The organism is Bradyrhizobium pachyrhizi (genome assembly GCF_001189245.1).
GTDB lineage: Bacteria > Pseudomonadota > Alphaproteobacteria > Rhizobiales > Xanthobacteraceae > Bradyrhizobium > Bradyrhizobium pachyrhizi.
Window position 1 is genome coordinate 64,409 of record NZ_LFIQ01000058.1, and the last position, 25,055, is coordinate 89,463.

Here is a 25,055-nt window from a genome sequence, read left to right on the forward strand (position 1 = left end):
GTTCTCTCCCGTGACTAGAGCCCCGGCGTCTCCCGGGGCTCTTTCTTGAGTGCCGCAGCTGAGGCTGGCCGCAAAAGAAAATCAGGTGCGCCGCGATCGACGCACCTGATCATTATCTTCAATATCGCTTGTGTCGGCCGGGCGGTTGTTACCACCGGCAAACGCGAACGCCACGCGGGGTCCACCAGCAACGGGGACCGGCATAACCACCGTAGTAGCCATAGCCGCGGCCATAGCCCCATCCGCGACCGCGGCCCCAGCCGCCACGATAGCCCCAGCCACCGCCACGTCCGCGCCAGGCTTGCGCAGGCGCTGTCGTGACGCCGACCAGGATGGCGGAGGTGCTTGCGACATAGACGAACAACAAAGCGACTGCTGCTAGGCAACGAGTCAGGATATTGTAGCGTTTAGTCATTCTGAAGATCTCCAGTCCACTTCCAAACATCTGAACTGATGCTGGCTGTCTCGCTTAGACGCGCAAGACCGGCATTCGGTTCGAGCATGCTAAGACGATATTTTCACTAAGGTTCTTGCGAGCTTTAACGACTCTATTGAGACCAACAGGTAAGGTCAAGTTACAGTCCCGCCTGCAAAGGATGCTGTCGTTGCTGCGCTCATCTTGTCGTTCATCCGCCGTTCATTCTGTTCATCTTGCGTTGCGCCGATTTGATTTGTGCATCGCAGAAGCAGAGATTTGAGAACCTCGGAAATTGCCGGCGAGAACTTGAAGTCGACACGATCCTGTTCTCTCAGCGTTGCAGTATCCTTCCCAAAGAGTGCCCATGCCGAAACAACACACTTACGTCCTTGGTCTCAACGTCTACGACCATGACGTCAGCGCCTGCCTGCTGCGTGACGGCGCGATCGCCTACGCGATCTCCAAGGAGCGCATCACCCGCGAGAAGCACGCCTCCGGCTTCTACAAGGAAGTCGTCGACTACTGCCTGTCAGCCGAGGGCATCACCCTCGACGATGTCGATCTCGTGGTGCGCAACAGCTACATCCTGCCGGTGCCCGAGATGGAGGAGCGGATGCTCCACCAGGATATGCCGGGCTTCCTGCCGATCGCCGAACGCAACGAGGCAATCAAGCACCCGCTGTTTCGTTCCAAATCCGACAAGGTGGTGTCGATCTCGCACCACCTCGCGCATGCCTACAGCGCGTTCGCGGTGTCGCCATTCAAGGACGGCGTCGTGATGATCGTCGATGGCGTCGGCAACTATCAGGTCGACGCGATGGAGTCCTATCCGCAGGACGGGGCATCGCCGCTGGCCCGCGAGTCCGAGAGTTACTACAGGTTCGACGACACCAGGCTCGAATGCCTGAAGAAGGTCTTCATGGAGCCGGCGCGCGGGCTCTTGTCGGACGAGTTCTACAACATGCCGGGGCTGGGGGCGCTGTACAGCCGGGTCTCGACCTATGTATTCGGCGACTGGAACAAGTGCGGCGAGCTGATGGGGCTGGCGCCCTATGGCCGCCATGAGCAGGTCGGCCATCTGCTCGAGATGAAGGACGGCAAGCTGCACGTGCCGTTCTGGGGCGCCGAGAACCAGCAGCCCTTCGTGCTCGACAGCGGCAGCTGGGACAAAAGCCCGACGATGCGGCACTGGGAGGACATCGCCTGGCGGGTGCAGGACGACACCGAGAACGTGCTGCTGGCGCGGGCGCGCTGGCTGCGCGAGACCACGGGTGCGAAAAATCTCTGCATCGCCGGCGGCGTCGCGCTGAACTGCGTGGCCAACGGGCGCATCGCGCGCGAGTCGGGTTTCGAAAACATCTGGATCCAGCCCGCCGCCGGCGACGACGGGATCGCCATCGGTTGCGCCTATTACGGCTGGCTCGAGGTGCTCAAGCAGCGCCGCTCGTTCGTGATGGACCACGCCTATGTCGGGCGGCGCTACAGCGAGGCCGAGGTGGCCGCTGCGCTGCAAAGCTTCCTGGTGCGCATCCAGATCGACGCCAAGCGCAGCGACAATATCTGCCGCGACACCGCAAAGCTGCTCGCCGACCAGCGCGTGATCGGCTGGTTTCAGGACCGTTCCGAGTTCGGTCCGCGCGCGCTCGGCAACCGCAGCCTGATCGCCGATCCGCGCAAGGCCGAGATGAAGGACATCCTCAACAGCCGGGTCAAGCACCGCCAGGCCTTCCGGCCGTTCGCGCCGATCGTGCTGGCCGAGCGCATGAAGGAGATCTTCGAAGGCGAGGAGGACTCGCCCTACATGCTGATCGCAAAGCCGGTGCGGCCGGAATGGCGCGACAGGATCCCGGCGATCGTGCATGTCGACGGTTCGGCGCGGGTGCAGAGCGTGCGGGAACAGACCAACCCGATGCTCTATCGCCTGCTGAAGGAGTTCGAGGCGCTGACCGGCGTGCCGGTCCTGATCAACACCTCGTTCAACGTCAAGGGCGAGCCGATCATCGAGACGCCGCAGGACGCGGTGAGCTGCTTCCTCACCACCGGGATCGACAACCTCGTGATGCATGACACGCTGGTGTCGAAGACCGCCATGCACAAGGTGGTCACGCCCGTGATGACGACGTTCGGCGACGTCGCCACCATCGTCTCCTCGACCACGCAGGACACCAGTCGCGGCGGCTAGAGCATGGCCCGAAAAAGTGCGAAGCGGTTCTTCCCGCGACAGACGCGAAGCGTTCGCGCGGCCTTGCTCAAAAAATAAAGGACTTACGCCGCCTTCGCCGGCGCCGTGGGTTTTGCCGCCGGCGGCTTGACCGGCTTGTCCTGCCGCTTCGACCACGAGATGTAATAGGCCACGATCGTCATGATCGCGATGCCGGAGATGCTGACGAAGATCTGCGCGAACAGCGAGCCCGAGCTCATCGAGAGCTCGAAATGTCCGACAAAGGACAGGAACACGCCGACGCAGAACACCGCCAGCGACTGCTGGCCGCAGACGATCAAGGGATCGAACACCTTCCACTCCAGCGCCGCCCAGTCCTTCGGGATGAAGCGGATCACCAGCACCGTGATCACCACGAAGTGCAGGAAGCGATACGGCGCGAGGTTGGTCTTGTCGTTCGGGTTGAAGGCCGAATAGAGCCAGTCCGGGAACATGGCGCCGAAGTCCGGGAAGCGCCCGGCCATCGTCATGATCAGCGCGAAGATCATATAGGCGATGCAGAACCACAACGTGTAGCGCGAGTTGATGATGCGCATGTTGTTGCGGGCGCCGCCCATCGCGCACCACGAGCCGAACACGAACAGCACCTGCCAGGCGAACGGATTGAAGTACCAGCTGCCGGCCGGGTAGGCCGGCAGGTTCCAGCCCTGGTGGCGCGACACCAGCCACAGCACGAGCGAGGCCGCCATGGTCCAGTTCGGCCGCCGCAGCATGAACCACAGCACCGGCGGGAACAGGCCCATCAGCACGATATAGAGCGGCAGCACGTCGAGATTGACCGGCTTGAATTTCAGGAACAGGCCCTGGCGCAGCGTCTCGGTGGCGTTGTCGACGAGGCCGGCGACGTTGAACTCGTTGATGATCTCGGAATCGCCGAAGCGCAGCGCCAGATAGCTGATCGAGGCGATGTAGATCACGAACAGGATGATGTGGGCGACGTAGAGCTGCCAGACCCGCTTGGTCAGCCGGGTGGCGCCGACGATGAAGCCGCGTTCCAGCATCATGCGGGCATAGACGAACGAGGCGGTGTAGCCGGAGATGAAGACGAACAGGTCAGCGGCGTCGCTGAAGCCGTAATTCCGCGTCGTGATCCAGTTCACGACGTTGTCGGGGATGTGATCGAGGTAGATCGCCCAGTTCGCGACCCCGCGGAACAGGTCGAGCCGGAGGTCACGTCCTTTTTCGGGCAGGGTAGCGTGGATTTCCATGGCGCGCCGTTTCCTCGAGGTGATGCTTGTCGAGAAGATCGCGCCGCGGGCCCGGGGGGACTCCTAAGGGAAGCCTCCCGAGGCCAGATTGTCACAGCGCGGTAGAATGACTATACCGGTCCGGCGAAGGCTGCCTCCGAGATCGAGGAATCACCGATCAGATCGTTGATAGGTGTCTCTATACTATCCCGGCGGTCTCCTTCAAATCGCTTCCATGTCGCACATCCCACGGGGCCGACCATCCATGACCGCACGCATTTTTAAGCCCGCCAAAAACGCGATGCAATCGGGACGTGCCAAGACCAAAGAGTGGCAACTGGACTACGAGCCGGAGCAGCCGCGCTCCGTGGAGCCCTTGATGGGCTGGACCTCGTCCACCGACATGAAGCAGCAGCTGACGCTGCAGTTCGAGACCAAGGAAGAGGCGGTCGCCTATTGCGAGCGCAAGGGCATCGCCTACCAGGTGATCGAGCCGAAGGATTCGGCGCATCGCCAGATCGCCTATGCCGACAATTTCGCGTTCCGCCGCTGGGAGCCTTGGACCCACTAGGTTAGACGCACTGGTCTGGACTAGCGCCCGGATCAGCTCGCCGCAGGCGCAGCGAGGGCGCCCGGGATCGGCAGCGGCGCGTCCTTGGAGACGCCGAGCACCGGAAAGCTTCTGATCTTACGCACATTGGGCAGGCCGGCGAATTGCAGCAGCTGCTGGCGCATGTCGTCGACGCTGGGTGCGACGCATCTCAGCATGAAGTCGGCATCGCCAGAGATCCGCCAGCATTGCAGGAAGCGCGGCACGGCCGCCACATCAGCCTCGAACGCCTCGATCGCGCTCAGGGTCTGGCTGTCGAGCTGGATCAGCACGAAGGTCGTCACCTCGTAGCCGAGCAGCCGTTCGTCCAGCGTGGCGCGGATCGCCTGGATCACGCCGCGGCTGCGCAGGGCGCGAACCCGGCGCAGGCAGGGCGGGGCGGTGATGCCGACCCGTTCGGCAAGCTCGTTGATCCTGATCCGGCCGTCCTGTTGCAACTCGGACAGGATCCGCAGATCGATGTCATCGAGCTGTGGGCGCTCGGTCACGGTCACGAGCCCGCCACGGCGGCGCGCCGGCTGTCGCTGCCGTAGCTCGCCTGGCCGATCGCGGCCTGCGGCGCGACACCCGACAGCACCAGCTTCTCATGTGCCGCGATGATGGCGTCGCGGGTCAGCCGGCCGCCGGGGCGGTACCAGGTGCACAGCCCGGTGAGCAGCGCCAGGATCGCGAAGGTCGCGACCTGGATGTCGACCACCTCGAACACGCCGTCCGACACTCCATCGGTGAGGATCTGCGCCAGCCGCTGCTCGTAGGCGCCGCGCAGCGCCACCACCGCGTCGTAGTTCTTCGCATCGAGGCTGCGCAGCTCGGAATTGGCGATGAAGACCTCGCGCTTGCGGGTCATGTGATAGGTGACGTGGAAGGCCACGAAGGCGCGCAGCTTCTCGACCGGATCGGCCTTGCCCTCCAGCGCAAGGTCAAGCTCGCGCAGCAAATCGTTGATATGGTCCTGGACCAGATCGAACAGCAGGTCCTGCTTGGTTGAGATATGGTTGTAGAGTGAGCCCGCCTGGATGCCGACCTCGGCGGCAAGCTGGCGCAGGCTCATGGCCTCGTAGCCGTGTTCGAAGATCAGGCGCACGCCGGCCTTGCGGATCGCCTCCAGCGTGGTGGGACCGTGTGAGCCGATCGTGCGTGCCATCGGGGCCTCGGAGGGTGTTGGCTTGCCAGGGAGAACCAGGAAACAAGCGAACGACCGTATGTATATCGCATGAAATCCCAGTGAATTCAATGAACTGCGGATTTCGCGCCCAAACCTTAGCACGATTGCTTGCGAAGCCAAGAAAAAAACGTATGATCGTTTAATTGCAAGATGAATCTCACGGGAGGGATCATGGCCTCGAACCAGGCGGCAATCTTCAATTTCGACCTTGGCGAGACCGCGGATGCGATCCGCGAGACGGTGCATGATTTCTCGACCAACGAGATCGCGCCGCGCGCCGCCGAGATCGACCGCAGCAACCAGTTTCCGCGCGACCTCTGGCCCAGGATCGGCGCGCTCGGCCTGCACGGCATCACCGTCGAGGAGGAGTATGGCGGCTCGGGCCTCGGCTATCTCGAGCACTGCATCGCGGTCGAGGAGATCTCGCGGGCGTCGGCCTCGGTCGGCCTGTCCTACGGCGCGCATTCCAACCTTTGCGTCAACCAGATCCGCCGCAACGGCAACGAGGCGCAGAAGCGCAAATACCTGCCGAAGCTGATCTCCGGCGAGCATGTCGGCTCGCTTGCGATGTCGGAGCCGCAGGCTGGCTCGGACGTGGTCTCGATGAAGACCCGCGCCGACAAGAAGGGCGACCGCTTCGTGCTGAACGGCAACAAGATGTGGATCACCAACGGCCCGGTCGCCGATACGCTGGTGGTCTACGCGAAGACCGATCCGAATGCCGGCCCGCGTGGCATCACCGCCTTCATCATCGAAAAGGGCATGAAGGGATTTTCCACCGCGCAGAAGCTCGACAAGCTCGGCATGCGCGGCTCCGACACCTGCGAGCTGGTGTTCGAGGATTGCGAGGTGCCGGAGGAGAACGTGCTCTCCGAGGTCGGCCGCGGCGTCAACGTGCTGATGAGTGGTCTCGACTATGAGCGCGCGGTGCTGGCGGCGGGGCCGATCGGCATCATGCAGGCCTGCATGGACGTGGTGCTGCCCTACGTGCACGAGCGTAAGCAGTTCGGCGAGCCGATCGGCTCGTTCCAGCTGGTGCAGGGCAAGGTCGCCGACATGTACACCACGATGAACGCCTCGCGCGCCTATGTTTATGCCGTGGCGAAGGCCTGCGACCGCGGCGAGACCACGCGCGAGGACGCCGCCGGCGCCATCCTCTATGCCGCGGAGAAGGCCACCCAGTGCGCGCTGGATGCGATCCAGCTCTTGGGCGGCAACGGCTACATCAACGATTATCCGACCGGCCGCTTGCTGCGCGACGCAAAGCTCTACGAGATCGGCGCCGGCACCAGCGAGATCCGCCGCATGCTGATCGGCCGCGAGCTGTTCGCCAAGACAGCCTGATATCTTCTCCCTCGCCCCGCGTTTGCGGGGAGAGGGGCGGGGTGCGGGGCTGTCACCGCATCAATGGTGGCAGTTGTGTTCATCCCGGCACGATGATTGACCTTGAACCCCACCGATACTCCAACGAAACGTGCAACACCGATGCCGCTTCATTCGACGATCGATCCCACATCTTCTGAATTCGCCCGCAACGCCGAGGTGATGCGCGGCCTGGTCGCGGAGCTCCGCGGCAAGCTCAACCAGGTGGCCGGCGGCGGCGGCGAGACCTCGCGCAAGCGGCACACCTCGCGCGGCAAGATGCTGGCGCGCGACCGCGTCGATCTCCTGGTCGATCCCGGCACCGCATTCCTCGAGCTGTCGCCGCTCGCCGCCAACGGGCTCTATGGTGGTGACGTGCATTCGGCCAGCGTCATCACCGGCGTCGGGCGCATCTCGGGGCGCGAATGCATCATCGTCGCCAACGACGCCACCATCAAAGGCGGCACCTATTACCCGATGACGGTGAAGAAGCATCTGCGCGCCCAGGACATCGCGCGGCAGAACAATCTGCCCTGCGTCTACCTGGTGGATTCCGGCGGCGCCTTCCTGCCGCTGCAGGACGAGATCTTTCCCGACGAGCGGCATTTCGGCCGCATCTTCTACAATCAGGCCCAGATGTCGTCGCAGGGAATCCCGCAGATCGCGATCGTGATGGGCTCCTGCACCGCGGGCGGCGCCTATGTGCCGGCGATGTCCGACGAGAGCATCATCGTGCGGAATCAGGGCACGATCTTCCTCGGCGGTCCGCCGCTGGTGAAGGCGGCGACCGGCGAGGTCGTCACCGCCGAAGAGCTCGGCGGCGCCGATGTCCACTCCCGCCAGTCCGGCGTGACCGATCATTATGCGCAGAACGACGCCCACGCGATCGGGATCGCGCGCCGCGTCGTCGGCACGCTGAAGCAGCCGGTGAAGGCGCAGCTCAACATGCGTCCCCCGCAAGAGCCGCTGTTTCCGGCCGAGGAGATCTACGGCGTGGTCTCCGCCGACGGCAGAAAACCGTTCGACGTGCACGACATCATCGCGCGGATCGTCGACGGCTCCGAATTCGACGAGTTCAAGAAGCTCTACGGCACCACGCTGATCTGCGGCTTCGCCCATATCTTTGGCTATCCGGTCGGCATCATCGCCAACAACGGCATCCTGTTCAGCGAGAGCTCGCTGAAGGGCGCGCATTTCATCGAGCTGTGCTGCCAGCGCGGCATTCCCTTGGTGTTCCTGCAGAACATCACCGGCTTCATGGTCGGCAAGAAGTACGAGGCCGGCGGCATCGCGCGCGACGGCGCCAAGCTGGTGACGGCGGTCGCGACCGCCGGGGTGCCGAAATTCACGGTCGTGATCGGCGGCTCCTACGGCGCCGGCAATTACGGCATGTGCGGCCGCGCCTACAGCCCGCGCTTCCTCTGGCTGTGGCCGAATGCGCGCATCTCGGTGATGGGCGGCGAGCAGGCCTCGATGGTGCTGAGCCAGGTGCGACGCGACGGCATCGAGGCCAAGGGCGAGAGCTGGTCGGCGGAAGAGGAAGACAAATTCCGCGAGCCGATCCGCGCGCAATACGAGAAGCAGGGCAATCCCTATTACGCCACGGCGCGGCTGTGGGATGACGGCGTGATCGATCCGGCCGATACCCGCCTCGTGCTCGGGCTTGGCCTGTCGGCGGCGGCAAACGCGCCGATCGAACCCACGAAATTCGGCCTGTTCAGGATGTGACCATGGACCGCTCAAAACTCACCCGGCGTTTCCGCACGCTTCTGATCGCCAACCGCGGCGAGATCGCCTGCCGCGTCATCCGCTCGGCGCGCGCCATGGGGCTGCGCACCGTCGCGGTTTATTCCGAGGCCGACGGCGACGCGATGCATGTCGCGCTTGCCGACGAGGCGGTGCTGCTCGGTCCTGCCCGGGCGCGCGACAGCTATCTCAACATCGAGCGCGTCATCGCCGCCGCCAAGGAGACCGGCGCCGAGGCGGTGCATCCCGGCTACGGCTTCCTGTCTGAAAATGCCGAGTTCGCACAGGCCTGCCTCGAGGCCGGTCTGGTGTTCGTCGGTCCGACCGCCGAGATGATGACGGCGATGGGCTCGAAATCCGGCTCGAAGGCGCTGATGGAGAAGGCCGGCGTGCCCTTGGTGCCGGGCTATCACGGCGAGGCCCAGGACGAGGCAACGCTGGCCGAAGCGGCCAACCGGATCGGCTTCCCCGTGCTGGTGAAGGCGTCCGCCGGCGGCGGCGGCCGCGGCATGCGCGTGGTCAATTCGGCGGCTGAGCTCACGGCCGCGATCACCAGCGCCAAGCGCGAGGCCAAGGCGGCATTCGGCGACGACCGCATGCTGATCGAGAAATACGTGCAGAACCCGCGCCACATCGAGGTCCAGATCATCGGCGACAGCCACGGCAATCTGCTCTCGCTGTGGGAGCGCGAATGCACGCTGCAGCGCCGCCACCAGAAGGTGATCGAGGAGGCGCCGTCGCCGACGCTGAACGCCGCGCAGCGCGAGACGGTTTGCGAGGCTGCCCGCAAGGCCGCCGGCGCGGTCAACTATATCGGCGCCGGCACCATCGAGTTCGTCTCCGACGGCAAGGACGTGTTCTTCATCGAGATGAACACCCGACTGCAGGTCGAGCACCCCGTCACCGAGCTGATCACCGGCGTCGATCTCGTCGAATGGCAGCTCCGCGTCGCTTTCGGCGAGGCGCTGCCGCAGAAGCAGGACCAGATCAAGCTGAACGGCCATGCCATCGAGGCTCGCGTCTACGCCGAAAATCCGCAGAAGAACTTCATGCCCTCGGTCGGCCGCATCAAGACCTGGCGGACGCCGCCGGAAGGCGACGGCCTGCGCATCGATGCCGGCTATCGCAGCGGCGATAACGTATCGCCTTACTATGACGCGATGCTCGCCAAGGTGATCGCCTGGGCGCCGACGCGCGAGGGCGCGATCGACAAGCTCAATCGCGGGCTGCAGGAAACCGATGTCCGCGGCATCGTCACCAATATCCCGTTCCTGTCGGCGCTGGTGACGCATCCGGACACGCGAGCCAATGCGATCGACACCGGCTTCATCGAGCGTGAGCTGAAGAACCTGACATCGGGTACCGGCACGGCCGGCGAGTTCGAGCTCTGCGCGGCGGTCGCCGCGATCGTCAACGACGAGCAGAAGGCGGCGCAGCGCGAGGCCAACTCGCCGTGGCAGGCGTTCGGCTGGATGCCAGTCGGCCGCCGTCAGCGGGTGTTTTCGTTCCGGCAGGGCCATGAGCCCGCCCAGACCATCACGCTGCACTATGGCAACGGACCGTCGACGCTCTCCGTCGGCGGGCGCGAACTCGTCTTCGCCATCTCGTCAGCCGGCGATGACGGCTTCGACCTGACGCTTGGCGGCCTCAAGTCGCGTATTGCCGCGGTCATCGAGGGCCACGAGCTTTACTTGCGCACCCGCAACGGCCGCTTCGACCTGCACTGGGTCGATCCGTTCGGCGGTGAGAGCGAGGAACAGGTCGGCGAGGACAAGATCGTGGCGCCATTGCCGGGCACTGTGGTCGCGCTGCTGGCCGAGGAGGGCGCGACGCTCGAGAAGGGCGCCCCGATCCTCACCCTGGAAGTGATGAAGATGGAGCAGACCCTGCGCGCGCCCTATGCCGGGGTGCTGAAGAAGCTCAAATGCAAGATCGGCGACATCGTCGGCGAGGGCGTCGAGCTTGCCGAAGTCGAACCTGCGGCCGCGTTATGAGCGATCAGATCCAACTCGTCGAGATGGGGCCGCGCGACGGCCTGCAGAACGAGAAGACGCCGGTCAGCGTCGAGGCGCGCATCGCCTTCGTCGTGGCGCTTGTGGCGGCCGGGCTCAATACCGTCGAGGTCGGCGCCTTCGTGTCGCCGAAGGCGATCCCGCAGATGGCGAGCTCCGACCACGTGCTGCGCGGCGTCAGCCACATAAAGGGCGCCGAATTCCACGTGCTGGTGCCGAACGAGAAGGGCTATGACGCCGCGCGCGCGGCCGGCGCCGAGGTGGTCTCGGTGTTCGCGGCGGCCTCCGAAGGTTTCTCCCGCGCCAACATCAACTGCTCGGTCGCGGAATCGATCGAGCGCTTCAAGCCGGTGCTGGCGCGCGCCAAGGCCGACGGCGTCAAGGTGCGTGGCTACATCTCCTGCGTGCTCGGCTGTCCGTTCGACGGCGAGATCAAGCCGAAGGCGGTCGCCGACCTCGCGGTGACGCTGTGGGATCTCGGCTGCTACGAGATCTCGCTCGGCGACACCATCGGCGTCGGCACGCCGCTGAAGGCCAAAGAGATGCTGCGTGCGGTCGGTTCTGAGTTGCCGATCGGCAACCTCGCGATGCACTTCCACGACACCTACGGCCAGGCGCTCGCCAATCTCTATGCCGGCATGGAGGAGGGCGTTCGCGTCATCGATGCCGCCGCCGGCGGGCTCGGCGGCTGCCCCTACGCCCCCGGCGCCACCGGCAACGTCGCGACCGAGGACGTCGTCTACATGCTCGAGGGCATGGGCGTGAAGACCGGGATCGATATGGACAGACTGCTGGCCGCGACCAACGAGATGGCCGGCTTGCTCGGCCGTCCGCCGGTGAGCCGTGTTGCGTCCGCGCTCAACGCGAAGCGCAGGCGGCTCGGCAACTCGTAAATTGTGGGATGCTTGGAGCGATTTCCGTTGCTCGAGGAGCGAAGGCGGTAGCGATACCCATCGCGGCCCGGGCGGCATTGACGGGTATCGGGATTGCAGCCGCCTCAATCTCCGGCGGTCGCGCTCGGAGTTATGCGCTGCGAAGCGCAGATTCAAGGCTCATCGTCGCGCCCCTGGCTTGCGCAGTCCGGGCTCCCGAAGCTGGACACTCAACCCATATGCATATCGTGCGACAGCGCCTCGCGCTATCGCCGCCCTCCTTGAGGGCGTTTCCTCCCTAGACTTGGGCCGCTTGTTGTTTCGAGCGGCCCTTTTTCTTACGCCGCCGGAGCATTGATCGTCGCGATCACGGCCCTCATATCGGTCGCCAGCTCGCGATAGTGCCCGCCCAACCGCTGGTATAGCTCGCGGTTGCTCCCATCCAGCGTCCTGCTTGCGATCAGCTCGCATTCGTCGGCGAGGATCTCAAATCGTTCCAGCTTTGCTTGGAGAGCAGACATGGCGGGCGCTTCCCTGACACTGTTACTGAGGGAGTTGTGACGCTACTACTCGGACTGCGTCTAACACAGCATAATTATAGGGTAGAACTAAATTCTTCCGGCAGTGACTTTGACAGATTGATGGGAGCGACTTGTCCGCCGTAGCTCGTACAACGAAGGCGGAAGCGCATGAGCGTTTCGAGGCATTCCGGAGGCAAATCGAAGCGCTCGGATATGAGGTGAGCAACTGACGATGCGGCGGAGCCGTAATCGGATCGGTAGCGCGCAGCGAAGCCCATCAATTCAGTATCCGCGGCGCAAATGATGGGTAGCGCTTCGCTCCACCCTACGAGCGAGTCCTCTCGCCGGATGGAACCCGTTTTGCGGCGCACACAGCCGGCGTCATCGGCTCGGCTCCCGATAAACCCTCCCGAAGCGTTCATGGCTTGGTGACTCAAACGTGCTGAGGTGAGAGGGCTCGCAATTGCTCCAGGTGGATTCTCGCCATGTCCGGACAGGTGTCAGCTTCCCGCGGCCGAACGTTTCTGGCCGGAAAGATCGTCTTCAACTTCGGCCGGTCGGCCTTCGACTGCACGGTGCGCCAGCTCACGGAGATGGGCGCTACCGTGGAACTTGAAAGTGTCGTTGGCATTCCCGATCACATTCAACTGTTGCTCGTCGGCAGCAATCAGGTGAAGCCATGCAAACGGCTGTGGCAATCGGACCGCCAGCTCGGCCTGGCTTTTGAAGAGCAACAGGCCAACGCTGCGGCGCCCGCGCCTGCCGCTCCTGCGCCGGCCGTCATTCCGGAGCGGCGCAGCGGCGACATTCTGCGCGGGCACATGCTGGCGCTGCGCGCGGCGCTCGATCAGATCCCCGTCGGCATCCTGCTGTTGGACGCGGAGCTGAAGGCCCTGTTCATCAACCGCGCGTTTCAGAACATGTGGCGGCTTCCGGACGAGGTGGCCGACCGCAACCCCAGCTTCACCGACCTGATGCATCACGGCTGCAAGGCCATGGCCTACGAGCTGCCGGCCGCGCAGCTCGAAGCCTATGTTGCCGAGCGCGTCCGCCTCGTGAGCGTCGGGGACCCAAACCCGATCGATCTCAGGCGCAGCAATGGTGATGTGGTTCGATGTCAGTGCACGCCGCTGCCCGACGGCGGCCGGATTGTGAGCTACACGCCCGTGACCGACATCGTGCGCGCATCCGACAAGCTGAAGGTGCTGACCGGCGCGCTCGAGAACGTGGAGGACGGTGTCGTCCTGCTCGACCGCGATCTCAATGCGATCTTCCTCAATCGGCGAATGCGGGAATTCTGGGAGGTGAGCGAGGAGGAGGTCGCGCGGCATCCGGCATACATCACACTGCTCACGCGCAACCGCCGCGCCGTTCCGGCGGGCGCGACCCCGGAGCAGATCAGGGCCTTTCCTGCGAAGCGGATCGCGGAGATCAAGGCAGGCGATCACAAGCGCGACGTGCAGACGCCGGACGGCCGCGATATCAGGATCCATTGCTCGACGATGGCAAACGGCGGTCGCATGCTGACCTTCGTCGACGTGACCGATCTCGTCCGCAACGCACGGCAGCTGGAGGTACTTGCGACCACCGATCCGCTCACCGGATTGTTCAACCGCAGGCACTTCCTGACAACGCTGGATGCGGAGTGGAGCCGGTTCCAGCGCTACTATCGTTCCGTATCCGTGCTGATGGTCGATATCGATCACTTCAAGAGCATCAATGATCGCTTCGGGCATGCGGTCGGTGACGAGGCCATCAAGGCTGTTGCCGGGATATGCATTCGGGGCAAAGCGCAAGTCCGACGTCGTCGGTCGCGTCGGAGGCGAGGAGTTCGCCGTCCTGCTGCCGGAGACCACATTGTCGCGCGCCCGAACCGTCGCCGAGCGCATCCGCAAGCGGGCGGAAGCGTTAACGGTGGGCGCGGATGATCGACCGGTGTCACTCACGGTGAGCATCGGCGTTGCCGAGGCCATCACGAGCATGCCCGGGATAGACGCCCTGATGAAGGCTGCCGACGCCGCACTCTATCAAGCCAAGGAGCGCGGTCGAGATCGCGTTGAGTGCTGGTCGTCTCCGGTGCCGCCGAAGCTGGCGGCGGAGTAGAGGTTGCGAACGCCGTCTCCCCGTCGTCATTCCCGGGGCGTGCGAAGCGAGAACCCGGAATGACGCGTGGATGGGGTGCGGCCTCCCGCTGGTGCGGACATGGACGACTCTTGCTCGCGACCAACGGGGTCGCCAATTTGCTCGACCGTCCGCTGTGAGCCGTGTTGCGCAAGCCCAGTCTCGCCGGGGAGAGCACGAAGTAAGCCGTAACCCATCGCGCAGGGAAAGCCGGGTTGTTTCCGGTTACACCTGTGGTCCTACCCCCGAGCTTTCTACCCATTGCTCGGGGCCCATGGGTGCGATCGGCACCCGGCTCTTCCTGCGCCCTCTTCAACAGAGAGGGCTGAACGAAGAGCAAAGCTCGGGCAAAACATGTCGCGAGAATGCGAAGTTATAACCACTGACCGCGCAACACACTCAGTGTCGTCCCTGCGAAAGCAGGGACCCATAACCACCAATGCCGACTATTGCGCGATTCTGATACGACGAGCCCCATTCACAACATCCGCTGCGGAGTATGGGTCCCGGCCTTCGCCGGGACGACAGCGGAGGACGCACCCCCTCGGCTCAAGCACTGGCGCCTCTGGAATGCTGGATCGCTCGCATGCGCGGGTGATGACACCGAATACGCTGTTTGACAGTTGAGTCCGTGCGCAACGGCTGTCCCTCAATCCCGTTATCCAAGCAATCCCGCTACTCAAGCGAGCTCGATCACAAGGTGGCAATCTGTCGGCTACGTGGTCAGGCTCGCGCCAAGTTCCCATAAGGACTAATAATACATGGTTGCCCGGCGGCCACGATTGTTGCGATGATGCAACGGTGCCTGAACATTTAACCTTAAAAGCACCCGGTCCGTAGTCGCGCCGCTTTTTAGCCACACCCCGACATGAAAGGATATTCACGTAGCTGAATAGCCAGCGCTCCGACGGCGGGACATTTTTTCGGGTTCCGGCGTTGATGGAGGAAAGAGCGCCGGGAACAGGGTCGCGATGGACGCCAAACCGAACATCAAGGGCAGGCTGCCCAGCCGTCACGTGACGGAAGGGCCCGAGCGCGCTCCGCACCGTTCCTATCTCTACGCGATGGGGCTGACGACAGCCCAGATTCATCAACCCTTTGTCGGCGTTGCTTCATGTTGGAATGAAGCCGCTCCCTGCAACATTTCGCTGATGCGCCAGGCGCAGGCGGTGAAGAAGGGCGTGGCCTCGGCCGGCGGCACGCCGCGCGAGTTCTGCACCATCACCGTCACCGACGGCATCGCGATGGGCCATGACGGCATGCGCTCGTCGCTGCCGTCGCGTGAGTGCATCGCCGATTCGGTCGAGCTGACGGTCCGCGGCCACTCCTATGACGCGCTGGTCGGGCTCGCCGGCTGTGACAAGTCGCTGCCGGGCATGATGATGGCGATGGTCCGCCTCAACGTGCCGTCGATCTTCATCTATGGCGGCTCGATCCTGCCCGGCAACTTTCGCGGCCAGCCGGTCACCGTCCAGGACATGTTCGAGGCAGTCGGCAAGCACTCGGTTGGCGCCATGTCGGACGAGGACCTCGACGAGATCGAGCGGGTGGCGTGCCCGTCGGCCGGCGCTTGCGGCGCCCAGTTCACCGCCAACACCATGGCGACCGTCTCCGAGGCGATTGGCCTTGCGCTCCCGTATTCCGCCGGGGCTCCGGCGCCTTACGAGATCCGCGACTCCTTCTGCGCTGCCGCCGGCGAGAAGGTGATGGAGCTGATCGAGAAAAACATCCGGCCCCGCGACATCGTCACCCGCGAAGCCCTTGAAAATGCTGCGGCCGTGGTTGCAGCCTCAGGTGGTTCGACCAATGCTGCGCTGCACCTGCCGGCGATCGCCCATGAGTGCGGCATTAAATTCAATTTGTTCGACGTTGCCGAAATCTTCAAAAAGACTCCTTACGTCGCGGATTTGAAGCCGGGCGGCCGTTATGTTGCCAAAGACATGTTTGAAGTAGGTGGCATTCCGCTGCTGATGAAGACGCTGCTCGACAATGGCCACATGCACGGGAATTGCCTGACCGTCACTGGCCGAACGATCGCCGAAAACCTCAAAAGCGTGAAATGGAATCCGCACCAGGATGTGGTGCGGCCCGCCGACAATCCGATCACCGTGACGGGTGGGGTTGTCGGGTTAAAGGGTAATCTCGCTCCGGAGGGTGCGATCGTGAAGGTCGCGGGAATGTCCAACCTGAGGTTTACCGGACCGGCCCGGTGCTTCGACCGCGAGGAAGATGCCTTCGAGGCGGTGCAGAAGCGCACCTACAGGGAAGGCGAGGTGATCGTGATCCGCTATGAGGGGCCGAAGGGCGGTCCCGGCATGCGGGAGATGCTGGCGACCACGGCGGCACTGACCGGGCAGGGGATGGGCGGCAAGATTGCCCTGATCACCGATGGCCGGTTCTCCGGCGCCACCCGTGGCTTCTGCATCGGACATATTGGACCTGAAGCGGCCGTCGGCGGGCCGATCGGGTTGTTGCAAGACGGCGACGTCATCGAGATCGATGCGGTCGCCGGCACCCTTAACGTAAATTTGAGCGACGCCGAACTCGCAAATCGTAAGACCAAATGGGCCCCTCGCGCGACGAACCATACATCTGGTGCGCTGTGGAAGTACGCCGAGCAAGTGGGGCCGGCGGTGGATGGCGCAGTCACCCATCCGGGTGGCGCGTACGAGAAACAGTGTTATGCGGACGTTTAGGCGTACGATATTGGCGTTTGCGTTAGGGGCCATTCCGGTGGCAGGCCCCGGATTCGGATTCGACGGCGCCCCGGTCAACCCACAAGATAAGGTTCTTCCTGTGGTTTCCCCGCAGCCCGGGACCGCCGGCGCGCTGAAACGGGCCGCCACCCCAGTGGCGCCTGCGGCGACCTCGCCGACCTCGTCGTTCAGCACGCTGCAGTACCAGGCCGAAGGCGGCCACCCCGTGGCGCAGTGGAAGCTCGGCAAGATGTACGCCGAGGGCGATGGCGTCATCCAGGACGACATGCGCGCCTTCGAGTATTTCAGCCGGATCGCCAATGCGCATGCCGAGGATTCCCCGTCGGCACCGCAGGCCTCGATCGTGGCCAATGCCTTTGTCGCGCTCGGCCGCTACTATCTGAGTGGCATTCCCAATTCCAAGGTGAAGGCGGACACCGAGCGGGCGCGGGAGATGTTCTCCTATGCCGCGTCCTATTTCGGTAATGCCGACGCCCAGTACGACCTTGCCCGGCTCTACCTGAAGACGCCGGACGCCTCGCGCGACGATTTCCGCTATGGCGCGCGATGGCTCGGGCTCGCCGCCCAGAAGGGCCAGCATCAGGCGCAGGCGCTGCTCGGCCAGATGCTGTTCAACGGCGATCGCCTGCCGCCGCAGCGGGCCCGCGGCCTGATGTGGCTGACGCTGGCGCGCGACAGCGCGACGCCGGATGAGGCCTGGATCAAGGAAAGCTACAACCGGGCGATCGCCAAGGCCTCCGAGGACGATCGCGCGATGGCGCTGCAGATGCTCGAGCACTGGGTGCAGGGCCGCCGGGATTGATCTTCCGGTCGGCCGGCGGGGTCAGGCGATCTCGAAATCGAGATCGGCCCAGACCGGGACGTGGTCGGACGGCTTCTCCCAGGCGCGGACATAGCTGTCGATACCGACGTCGATCAGCCGGTCGCTCGCCTGCGGCGACATCAAGAGATGGTCGATGCGCAGGCCCCAGTTCTTCTGCCAGGCGCCGGCCTGGTAGTCCCAGAAGGTGTACTGGCCCGGCTCGTCATTGACCGCTCGCAATGCGTCAATCAGGCCGAGGCCGAGCAGTGACTGGAAGGCCTCGCGGGTTTGAGGCCGAAACAGCGCGTCATCGGCCCAGGCGGCGGGATTGTAGACGTCGCGCGCGGTCGGGATGACGTTGAAGTCGCCGGCCAGGATCAGCGGCTCCTCGGCCTTCAGCCGCTCCTTCGAATACTCAAGAAGCCGCGACATCCACTTGAGCTTATACGGATATTTGTCGGTATTAGCGGGGTTGCCATTGGGCAGATAAAGGCACGCGACCCGGATCACGCCTTGTTTCAGCGTGACGACGCCTTCGAGGAAGCGGGCATGGGCGTCCTCGTCGTCGCCGGCGAGGCCCGATTTGGTCTCGTCGAACGGCAGTTTCGACAGCAGCGCGACGCCGTTGAAGGTCTTCTGGCCGTGCGTGACGACATTGTACCCGAGCGCCTCGACCTCGAGGCGGGGAAACGCATCATCGACGCATTTGATCTCCTGCAGACAGACGATGTCGGGGGAGCACTCCTTCAGCCAGCTGACCAGAAGTTCGATCCGTTGCCGGACCGAGTTGACGTTCCACGTAGCGATGCGCATGCAAATGACCGGATTGAAGCCGCACTATTTCACTTAGGTGGCATACCATGGGCGGTCCGCCTGTGCTAACTCTCTCCGGAAACAAGGCGCAACAATTGCCGACGGGGGAGTGACGACGCGTTCCGGCTTGCAAGGGAAGCCGGCGGCGCACGTGCAAAACTTATGAAAAAACGCAGTTTGGTTCTGACTGTCGCTGTTCTCGGCATTGCGGCCGGGGCGGCTTATATGACCCGCACTTCATGGATGGGTGGCGGCGCCGCCACCGCGCAAGGGACCCCGCGGCCGCGCGTGGTGTCCGTGGATCTCGCCAAGGCGGAACGCAAATCGGTTCCGGTCGATGTCGATGCCATCGGGCAGGTCACGCCGATCTCCAGCGTGGCACTGAAGTCGCGGCTGGAGACCACCATTGTCGCGGTGCATTTCGAGGACGGCGCCAGGGTCAATGAAGGCGACCTGCTGTTCACCCTCGACGCGCGGCAGATCGACGCGCAGATCGAACAGGCCGAGGGCGTCCTGGCCCGCGACCAGGCCCAGCTCGAGGGCGCGCAGCGCGACCTCCGCCGCTACACCGAGCTGGTCGGCAAGGGTGCGACCACCCAGGTCAACCTCGACAACGCCAAGACCCAGTCCGACGTCCTGATCGGCACCATCAAGGCCGACCGCTTCGCGCTGGAGAATCTCCGCGTCCAGAAGAGCTACACCGTCATCCGCGCACCATTCGCGGGACGGATCAGCGCCGCCAATGTCAAGGTCGGCAACTTCGTCCGCCCCGCCGACACCCAGCCGCTCGCGGTCATCAACCAGATGGCACCGGTCTACGTCACCTTCGCGATTCCGCAGCGGGCGCTGGTCGATCTGCGCGACGCCATGGGGAAGGGCGATTCAAAGGTGATCGCGACCATTCCCGGCCACCAGCGCTCCGAGCGCGGCAAGGTCGCGATGGTCGAGAACGCCGTCGACGCGACCACCGGCATGGTGACCGTGCGCGGCATCATGAACAACGAGAGCGAGACGCTCTGGCCCGGCACCATCGTGCAGACCAAGCTGATCATCCGCAGCGAAGACGCGGTCGTGGTGCCGACGGTCGCGGTGCAGCGCAGCCAGAACGGCAATTTCGTCTTCGTCGTCAAGGACGGCGTCGCCAAGGTCCGGCCGGTCAAGGTCGATCGCACCTTTCAGGGCAGCTCGGTGATCTCGGACGGATTGGCGGGCGATGAAAGCGTCGTCGTCGACGGCCAGCTGCTGCTGTCCGAGGGATCGCGGGTCGAGTTGCGGGCGCGCAAGGCCGGAGCCTGACCGATGACGCTCTCCGAGCTTTGCATCCGCCGCCCGGTCATGACGACGCTGATCACGGCGTCGATCATCGCATTCGGCGTGTTCGGCTTCCGCCTGCTGCCGGTCTCGGCGCTGCCCAAGGTGGACTTCCCGACCATCGCGGTGACCGCGACCTTGCCCGGCGCCAGCGCCGACACCATGGCGGCCTCGGTCGCCGGCATCATCGAGCGCCAGCTCTCGACCATTGCCGGCATCTCCTCGATGTCCTCGAACTCCTCGCAGGGCACGAGCGTCATCACCATCCAGTTCGACCTCAACCGCAACATCGATGCCGCCGCGCTCGACGTGCAGACCGCGTTGACGATCGCGCAGCGCCGGCTGCCGATCGAGATGACGATCCCGCCGAGCTTCCGGAAGGTGAACCCGGCGGACTTCCCGGTGCTGTTCGTCTCGCTCGGCTCGGCGACGCTGCCGCTGTCGAGCGTCAATGAGTATGGCGACATCACGATCGGGCAGGCGCTGTCGCAGCTGCCGGGCGTCGCCCAGGTCTTGATCTACGGCGCGCAGAAATTCGCGATCCGCGTCCAGGCCGATCCGCAGGCCGCCGCCGCGCGCGGCGTCTCGATGGAGGATATCCGCGCCGCGGTGTCGCGCGCCAATTCGTCGACGCCGGTCGGTACCTTGAACGGCCCCAAGCAGGACGTGGCACTGCAGGCCTCCGGCCAGATGGACAAGGCGGCCGACTACCGCCAGATCTATGTCGCCTGGCGCAACGGCTCGCCGGTCCGGCTCGACGAGATCGCCAAGGTCTATGACAGCGTCGAGAACGACAAGATCGCGACCTGGATGAACGACGAGCGGGCGATCGTGCTCGCGATCCAGAAGCAGCCCGACGCCAACACCGTGGCGGTGGTCGACGCCGTGCTGGCCAAGCTGCCGTCGCTGCGCGCCGCCATTCCGCCCTCGGTGACCATGCAGGTCATGATGGACCGCTCGGTCTCGATCCGCCAGGCGGTCAGCGACGTCGAGGAGACCCTGCTGATCGCGATCGGGCTCGTGATCCTCGTGATCTTCCTGTTCCTGCGCTCGGCCTCTGCGACCTTCATCCCGGCGTTGGCGGTACCGATCTCGCTGTTCGGCACCTGCGCGGCGATGTACGCGCTGGACTACTCCATCAACAACATGACGCTGCTGGCGCTGACGCTCTCGGTCGGCTTCGTGGTCGACGACGCCATCGTCATGCTGGAGAACATCGTCCGCCATATCGAGCACGGCATGAAGCCGTTCGAGGCGGCGCTGAAGGGCGCCCGCGAGATCGGCTTCACCATCATCTCGATCACCTTCTCGCTGATCGCCGTGTTCATCCCGGTGCTCTTGATGGGCGGTATCGTCGGCCGCGTGTTCCGCGAGTTCGCGGTGACGATCTCGGTTGCGATCATCGTCTCCGGCTTCGTGTCGCTGACCCTGACGCCGATGCTGTGCGCCCGCGTGCTGCGCGCGCATGACGCGACCAAGCGGCCGAACATCGTGCTGCGGGCGTTCGAGGCGATGTTCGAGGCCTGGCTGCGCGCCTATGAATGGGCGCTCGACTGGGTGCTGGCCAAGAAGGCGCTGATGCTGGTGGTGACGCTCGCGACGCTCGGCGGTACCGTCTATCTCTACATGATCGTGCCGAAGGGCTTCTTCCCGCAGGAGGACACCGGCTTCCTGATCGGCGTGACGGAGGCCGCGACCGACACCTCGTTCGAGGCGATGAAGGTGCGCCAGCAGGCGTTGGTGGAGGTGATGCGGACCGATCCAGCGGTGGATTACATCAACTCCACCGTCGGCTCAGGCGGTCCCAATCCGACCACCAATTACGGTCGGTTGTTCATCGCACTGAAGCCGCAGAAGACCCGCGACAACGCCACCGTGGTGATCGGCCGGCTCCGTCAGAAGGCACGCGAGATTCCGGGCATGCAGGCGTTCTTCCAGAGCGTCCAGAACCTCAACATCGGCGGCCGGATCTCCAAGAGCCAGTATCAGTATGTGATGCAGAGCGGCGACACCGAGTCGCTGTACCGGCTGGCGCCCGAGATGCGCGACAAGATCGAGAAGATCCCAGGACTCCTCGACGTCACCACCGACCTCTACATCAAGAACCCGCAGATGACGGTCGACATCGACCGCGAGAAGGCGGCGGTCTACGGCGTCACCGTCGACCAGGTCCGCAACCAGCTCTACAACGCCTACGGCGCGCGGCAGGTCGGCACCATCTACATGCCGTCGAACGACTACCAGATTATCCTGGAGGTGCAGCCGCAGTTTCGCGTCGATCCGTCCGATCTGTCGAAGCTCTACATGAAGACCGCGAATGGCCAGACCATCCCGCTGGATGCGGTTGCGAGGTTGGTGCCGACGGTCGGACCGCTGCAGATCAACCACCAGGGCCAGCAGCCGGCGGTGACGATCTCGTTCAACCTCGCGCCGGGCTATTCACTCGGCTACGCGGTCGACAAGATCACCGAGCTCGAGCAGAACGCGAACCTGCCGCCGACGATCGCGACCGGCTTCTCCGGCACCGCGCAGGTGTTCCAGGATTCGCTGCGCGGGCAGGGCGTGCTGATCCTCGCCGCGGTGTTCGCGGCCTTCGTGATCCTCGGCATTCTCTATGAGAGCTTCATCCATCCGATCACGATCATTTCCGGTCTGCCGTCGGCCGGCATCGGCGCGATCCTGACGCTGATGATGTTCGGGATGGAGCTGTCGGTCATCGCGATGATCGGCATCGTGATGCTGGTCGGCATCGTCAAGAAGAACGCGATCATGATGGTCGACTTCGCGCTGGAGCGCCGCCGCGTCGGCCTCAGCGCCGAGCACGCGATCCGCGAGGCGGCACTGCTGCGCTTCCGCCCGATCATGATGACGACGTTCGCGGCGATCTTCGGCACGCTGCCGATCGCGCTTGGCGCGGGTGCCGGCGCCGAACTGCGTCAGCCGCTCGGCGTCGCCGTGGTCGGCGGCCTCTGCGTGTCGCAATTGCTGACGCTGTTCATCACGCCCGTGATCTACATCTATCTCGACCGCATCGACCGCAGGCTGCGGCGCAAGCTCGATCCCCATGCGGAGACAGGCGGCGACGTCGAGCGGCCGCAGGTGGTCGCGGCGGAATAGCCGAGCGTTCGGCGCGAGCCGGAAACCGGCTCGCCGGGAGAAACCGCTTGGGATCGCGAAGCGTTAGATCGAGAAGCTGGTGCCGCAGCCGCAGGAGGCGGTGGCGTTCGGATTGACGACGCGGAACGAGGCGCCGATCAGGTCGTCGACGAAATCGACTTCGGAGCCCGCGAGGAACGGGACCGAGGCCGGATCGATCAGCACCACCGCGCTGTCGCGCTCGATCACGAGGTCGTCATCGGCCTGGGTGCGCTCGACGTCGAACTTGTACTGGAAACCGGAGCAGCCGCCGCCCTCGACCGAAATGCGCAGCTTGGCGCCTTCGCCTTCCTTGCTGAGGATCTGCCCGATCCGGCGGGCGGCCCGTTCGCTGACGGTGATGGCAGCAGTCATGTCGGTCTCCGAAACCCTATTTGAGCATGATCTGATCCGGATCAGGCCCGGCGTCATCCCCAATTCATTTGGTCGGCCGCCTTAGTCATAGTTAAGTGCGTCGGACCATGGAATCAAATGGATAAGGACTAAAATACAGTGTCGGTCGGAATGGCTGCCCCCCGCGCGCCTTATGCCTGCGACCCCGATCGCAGCCGCGGCCGGCTGGTCGCGGAGCCGCCGAGCCGGACCCGGAGCCCGTTCCGGCGCGACTGCGACCGCGTGATCCATTCCACCGCGTTCCGCCGCCTCAAGCACAAGACGCAGGTCTTCGTCTTCCACGAGGGCGATCACTACCGCACTAGGCTGACCCATTCGCTGGAGGTCGCGCAGATCGCCCGGGCGCTGGCGCGCCAGCTCGGGGTCGACGAGGATCTGACCGAGACGCTGGCGCTGGCGCATGACCTCGGCCATCCGCCGTTCGGCCATGCCGGCGAGCGGGCGCTCGACGAATGCCTGAGGGATGACGGCGGCTTCGACCATAATGCGCAGGCGCTGCGGGTCGTCACCTCGCTGGAGCATCGCTACCCCGAATTCGGCGGGCTGAACCTGACCTGGGAATCGCTCGAAGGGATCGTCAAGCACAACGGTCCGCTGACCGAGCGCAACGGCGCACCGGCCGGCCGCTACCTGGAGAGTGGAATCCCGATCGGAATTGCCGACTACAACAAGGGCCACGACCTCGAGCTCTGGAGCTATGCCTCGCTCGAGGCGCAGATCGCGGCCTTCGCCGACGACATCGCCTACGACGCGCACGATATCGATGACGGCCTGCGTGCCGGCCTGTTCGCGGTCGACGACCTCAAGGAGATGCCGCTGACCGCTGAGATCATCGCCGAGATCGACCGCCACTATCCCGGGCTCGACGAGGTCCGGCGCGGGGCCGAACTGGTGCGTGAGCTGATCTCACACTTCATCAGCGCGGTCTTCAACGAAGCGAGCCGGCGCCTCGCGGCCGCGCAGCCGCAATCGGCGCACGACGTGCGCCACCACAACACCCCGCTGATCGCCTTTCCGTCGGAGGTGGCGGAGCAGGAGGCGGCGATCAAGGCGTTCCTGTTCCGGCGGATGTATCGCCACAAGCGGGTGATGCTGGTGATGGGGGAGGCGGAGGAGGTGGTCCGCAATCTGTTCGAGCGCTACCAGCAATCGCCCGAAGACCTGCCGGCAGAATGGATCGAGGGCAGCGTGCAGGAGACCGGGAGCGCTCGGAACAGGCGGATCGGCAATTTCATTGCCGGGATGACCGACCGTTTCGCCCTGATCGAGCATCAAAGGCTTTTTGACTCGACCCCGGATTTGCGTTAGCGCCCTGCCATGGCCGACACCACTGCTTCACCACACCTTTTTGCCGACATGTTGACGCGCGTGCACGCGATCTGTGCCGCTGTCGCTGCCGAGGACAATTGGCCCGCCGGCATCGACCTGTCCCGTGTCGTGGTGGAGCCGCCGCGCGACGCCAGCCATGGCGACATGGCGACCAATGCCGCGATGGTGCTCGCCAAGGACGCCAAGGCCAAGCCGCGCGAGCTTGCCGACAAGATCGCCGAGCGGTTGCGCGCCGACGCGCTGGTGGCCTCCGTCGATGTCGCCGGGCCCGGCTTCATCAACCTGACCTTGAAGCCGCA

20 protein-coding genes and 1 pseudogene are annotated in these 25,055 nt (G+C 64.4%); 14 read left to right on the forward strand and 7 right to left on the reverse strand.

Annotated elements, in window-relative coordinates; translation table 11 throughout:
* Positions 1-148: 148 nt before the first annotated feature.
* Positions 149-415 carry a hypothetical protein gene (locus AKL29_RS40595; protein ID WP_082190564.1) on the reverse strand — a complete coding sequence of 89 codons (267 nt, stop codon included), beginning with the start codon at positions 413-415 and terminating at the stop codon, positions 149-151.
* Positions 416-782: 367 nt separating this feature from the next.
* Here AKL29_RS40595 and AKL29_RS12080 point away from each other — a divergent pair, with 367 nt between their 5' ends.
* Positions 783-2,600 carry a carbamoyltransferase family protein gene (locus AKL29_RS12080; RefSeq protein WP_050384312.1) on the forward strand — a complete coding sequence of 606 codons (1,818 nt, stop codon included), beginning with the start codon at positions 783-785 and terminating at the stop codon, positions 2,598-2,600.
* Between the two features lie 83 nt (positions 2,601-2,683).
* Here the strand turns inward: AKL29_RS12080 and AKL29_RS12085 are convergent, their stop codons facing one another.
* Positions 2,684-3,847: an OpgC domain-containing protein gene (locus AKL29_RS12085; RefSeq protein WP_050384313.1), complete on the reverse strand. Its 1,164-nt coding sequence runs from the start codon at positions 3,845-3,847 to the stop codon at positions 2,684-2,686.
* A 244-nt stretch (positions 3,848-4,091) separates the two neighbouring features.
* Between AKL29_RS12085 and AKL29_RS12090 the strand changes: the two genes are divergently transcribed.
* The gene (locus AKL29_RS12090) at positions 4,092-4,397 is read left to right on the forward strand and encodes an ETC complex I subunit (protein ID WP_016846428.1); all 306 of its coding nucleotides are present in this window, start codon (positions 4,092-4,094) and stop codon (positions 4,395-4,397) included.
* Between the two features lie 32 nt (positions 4,398-4,429).
* On the opposite strand, the gene AKL29_RS12095 is transcribed toward AKL29_RS12090, so the two are convergent.
* Together AKL29_RS12095 and AKL29_RS12100 are read right to left on the reverse strand one after the other, a co-directional pair.
* The gene (locus AKL29_RS12095) at positions 4,430-4,924 is read right to left on the reverse strand and encodes an Lrp/AsnC family transcriptional regulator (RefSeq protein ID WP_050384390.1); all 495 of its coding nucleotides are present in this window, start codon (positions 4,922-4,924) and stop codon (positions 4,430-4,432) included.
* A gap of 2 nt (positions 4,925-4,926) precedes the next feature.
* Positions 4,927-5,580, reverse strand: coding sequence for a TetR/AcrR family transcriptional regulator (locus AKL29_RS12100; protein WP_050384314.1), 654 nt, complete (start codon positions 5,578-5,580; stop codon positions 4,927-4,929).
* Positions 5,581-5,772: 192 nt separating this feature from the next.
* Here AKL29_RS12100 and AKL29_RS12105 point away from each other — a divergent pair, with 192 nt between their 5' ends.
* The 4 genes from AKL29_RS12105 to AKL29_RS12120 all read left to right on the forward strand — a co-directional run bounded on the left by AKL29_RS12105 (position 5,773) and on the right by AKL29_RS12120 (position 11,614).
* Positions 5,773-6,945, forward strand: a complete 1,173-nt coding sequence (locus tag AKL29_RS12105) for an isovaleryl-CoA dehydrogenase (RefSeq protein WP_028332150.1) — start codon at positions 5,773-5,775, stop codon at positions 6,943-6,945.
* Between the two features lie 141 nt (positions 6,946-7,086).
* Entirely contained in the window at positions 7,087-8,691 is a 1,605-nt protein-coding gene (locus tag AKL29_RS12110) for a carboxyl transferase domain-containing protein (protein WP_050384315.1), read from the forward strand.
* Positions 8,692-8,693: 2 nt separating this feature from the next.
* The gene (locus AKL29_RS12115; RefSeq protein WP_050384317.1) at positions 8,694-10,703 is read left to right on the forward strand and encodes an acetyl/propionyl/methylcrotonyl-CoA carboxylase subunit alpha; all 2,010 of its coding nucleotides are present in this window, start codon (positions 8,694-8,696) and stop codon (positions 10,701-10,703) included.
* Positions 10,700-11,614 carry a hydroxymethylglutaryl-CoA lyase gene (locus tag AKL29_RS12120; RefSeq protein WP_050384321.1) on the forward strand — a complete coding sequence of 305 codons (915 nt, stop codon included), beginning with the start codon at positions 10,700-10,702 and terminating at the stop codon, positions 11,612-11,614. Before AKL29_RS12115 ends, AKL29_RS12120 begins: the two co-directional genes overlap by 4 nt.
* A gap of 317 nt (positions 11,615-11,931) precedes the next feature.
* Here the strand turns inward: AKL29_RS12120 and AKL29_RS12125 are convergent, their stop codons facing one another.
* The gene (locus AKL29_RS12125; RefSeq protein ID WP_016846867.1) at positions 11,932-12,114 is read right to left on the reverse strand and encodes a hypothetical protein; all 183 of its coding nucleotides are present in this window, start codon (positions 12,112-12,114) and stop codon (positions 11,932-11,934) included.
* A gap of 485 nt (positions 12,115-12,599) precedes the next feature.
* Between AKL29_RS12125 and AKL29_RS12130 the strand changes: the two genes are divergently transcribed.
* The 4 genes from AKL29_RS12130 (at position 12,600) to AKL29_RS12140 (ending at position 17,754) form a co-directional block, all read left to right on the forward strand.
* Complete coding sequence (locus tag AKL29_RS12130; protein ID WP_283809397.1) at positions 12,600-14,042, forward strand: sensor domain-containing diguanylate cyclase; 1,443 nt, start codon at positions 12,600-12,602, stop codon at positions 14,040-14,042.
* A complete protein-coding gene (locus AKL29_RS46270) occupies positions 13,957-14,217 on the forward strand; it encodes a GGDEF domain-containing protein (protein WP_283809398.1) in 261 nt (86 codons plus the stop codon). The genes AKL29_RS12130 and AKL29_RS46270 overlap by 86 nt, the downstream gene beginning before the upstream one ends.
* A 989-nt stretch (positions 14,218-15,206) precedes the next feature.
* Positions 15,207-16,931 carry a dihydroxy-acid dehydratase gene (gene ilvD / locus AKL29_RS12135; RefSeq protein WP_050384322.1) on the forward strand — a complete coding sequence of 575 codons (1,725 nt, stop codon included), beginning with the start codon at positions 15,207-15,209 and terminating at the stop codon, positions 16,929-16,931.
* Positions 16,918-17,754 (forward strand): tetratricopeptide repeat protein, encoded by an 837-nt coding sequence (locus tag AKL29_RS12140; RefSeq protein WP_050384323.1) that lies wholly within the window; start codon positions 16,918-16,920, stop codon positions 17,752-17,754. Before ilvD ends, AKL29_RS12140 begins: the two co-directional genes overlap by 14 nt.
* Before the next feature lie 21 nt (positions 17,755-17,775).
* Here the strand turns inward: AKL29_RS12140 and xth are convergent, their stop codons facing one another.
* Positions 17,776-18,567 carry an exodeoxyribonuclease III gene (gene xth / locus AKL29_RS12145; protein WP_050384325.1) on the reverse strand — a complete coding sequence of 264 codons (792 nt, stop codon included), beginning with the start codon at positions 18,565-18,567 and terminating at the stop codon, positions 17,776-17,778.
* A gap of 162 nt (positions 18,568-18,729) precedes the next feature.
* Here xth and AKL29_RS12150 point away from each other — a divergent pair, with 162 nt between their 5' ends.
* Complete coding sequence (locus AKL29_RS12150) at positions 18,730-19,863, forward strand: efflux RND transporter periplasmic adaptor subunit (RefSeq protein ID WP_028332143.1); 1,134 nt, start codon at positions 18,730-18,732, stop codon at positions 19,861-19,863.
* A gap of 3 nt (positions 19,864-19,866) precedes the next feature.
* Positions 19,867-22,995, forward strand: a complete 3,129-nt coding sequence (locus AKL29_RS12155) for an efflux RND transporter permease subunit (protein WP_028332142.1) — start codon at positions 19,867-19,869, stop codon at positions 22,993-22,995.
* A 63-nt stretch (positions 22,996-23,058) separates the two neighbouring features.
* Here AKL29_RS12155 and erpA read toward each other — a convergent pair whose 3' ends face one another.
* A complete protein-coding gene (gene erpA, locus AKL29_RS12160; RefSeq protein WP_016846874.1) occupies positions 23,059-23,388 on the reverse strand; it encodes an iron-sulfur cluster insertion protein ErpA in 330 nt (109 codons plus the stop codon).
* 138 nt (positions 23,389-23,526) lie between these two features.
* On the opposite strand from erpA, the gene AKL29_RS12165 reads away from it, so the two are divergent.
* Complete coding sequence (locus AKL29_RS12165; protein WP_028332141.1) at positions 23,527-24,735, forward strand: deoxyguanosinetriphosphate triphosphohydrolase; 1,209 nt, start codon at positions 23,527-23,529, stop codon at positions 24,733-24,735.
* A 9-nt stretch (positions 24,736-24,744) separates the two neighbouring features.
* A pseudogene (locus AKL29_RS44700) lies at positions 24,745-25,055 on the forward strand (arginine--tRNA ligase); the annotation flags it as partial.

What these genes read in the sequence shown, in the direction of transcription:
- AKL29_RS12110 (WP_050384315.1), top strand. Translation starts at nt 7,087, where the DNA reads ATGCCGCTTCATTCGACGATCGATCCCACATCTTCTGAATTCGCCCGC.
- AKL29_RS12125 (WP_016846867.1), bottom strand. Translation starts at nt 12,114, where the DNA reads ATGTCTGCTCTCCAAGCAAAGCTGGAACGATTTGAGATCCTCGCCGAC.
- ilvD (WP_050384322.1), top strand. Translation starts at nt 15,207, where the DNA reads ATGGACGCCAAACCGAACATCAAGGGCAGGCTGCCCAGCCGTCACGTG.
- AKL29_RS12115 (WP_050384317.1), top strand. Translation starts at nt 8,694, where the DNA reads ATGGACCGCTCAAAACTCACCCGGCGTTTCCGCACGCTTCTGATCGCC.
- AKL29_RS12105 (WP_028332150.1), top strand. Translation starts at nt 5,773, where the DNA reads ATGGCCTCGAACCAGGCGGCAATCTTCAATTTCGACCTTGGCGAGACC.
- xth (WP_050384325.1), bottom strand. Translation starts at nt 18,567, where the DNA reads ATGCGCATCGCTACGTGGAACGTCAACTCGGTCCGGCAACGGATCGAA.
- AKL29_RS12120 (WP_050384321.1), top strand. Translation starts at nt 10,700, where the DNA reads ATGAGCGATCAGATCCAACTCGTCGAGATGGGGCCGCGCGACGGCCTG.
- erpA (WP_016846874.1), bottom strand. Translation starts at nt 23,388, where the DNA reads ATGACTGCTGCCATCACCGTCAGCGAACGGGCCGCCCGCCGGATCGGG.
- AKL29_RS12150 (WP_028332143.1), top strand. Translation starts at nt 18,730, where the DNA reads ATGAAAAAACGCAGTTTGGTTCTGACTGTCGCTGTTCTCGGCATTGCG.
- AKL29_RS12080 (WP_050384312.1), top strand. Translation starts at nt 783, where the DNA reads ATGCCGAAACAACACACTTACGTCCTTGGTCTCAACGTCTACGACCAT.
- AKL29_RS12155 (WP_028332142.1), top strand. Translation starts at nt 19,867, where the DNA reads ATGACGCTCTCCGAGCTTTGCATCCGCCGCCCGGTCATGACGACGCTG.
- AKL29_RS12130 (WP_283809397.1), top strand. Translation starts at nt 12,600, where the DNA reads ATGTCCGGACAGGTGTCAGCTTCCCGCGGCCGAACGTTTCTGGCCGGA.
- AKL29_RS12140 (WP_050384323.1), top strand. Translation starts at nt 16,918, where the DNA reads ATGCGGACGTTTAGGCGTACGATATTGGCGTTTGCGTTAGGGGCCATT.
- AKL29_RS12085 (WP_050384313.1), bottom strand. Translation starts at nt 3,847, where the DNA reads ATGGAAATCCACGCTACCCTGCCCGAAAAAGGACGTGACCTCCGGCTC.
- AKL29_RS12090 (WP_016846428.1), top strand. Translation starts at nt 4,092, where the DNA reads ATGACCGCACGCATTTTTAAGCCCGCCAAAAACGCGATGCAATCGGGA.
- AKL29_RS12100 (WP_050384314.1), bottom strand. Translation starts at nt 5,580, where the DNA reads ATGGCACGCACGATCGGCTCACACGGTCCCACCACGCTGGAGGCGATC.
- AKL29_RS40595 (WP_082190564.1), bottom strand. Translation starts at nt 415, where the DNA reads ATGACTAAACGCTACAATATCCTGACTCGTTGCCTAGCAGCAGTCGCT.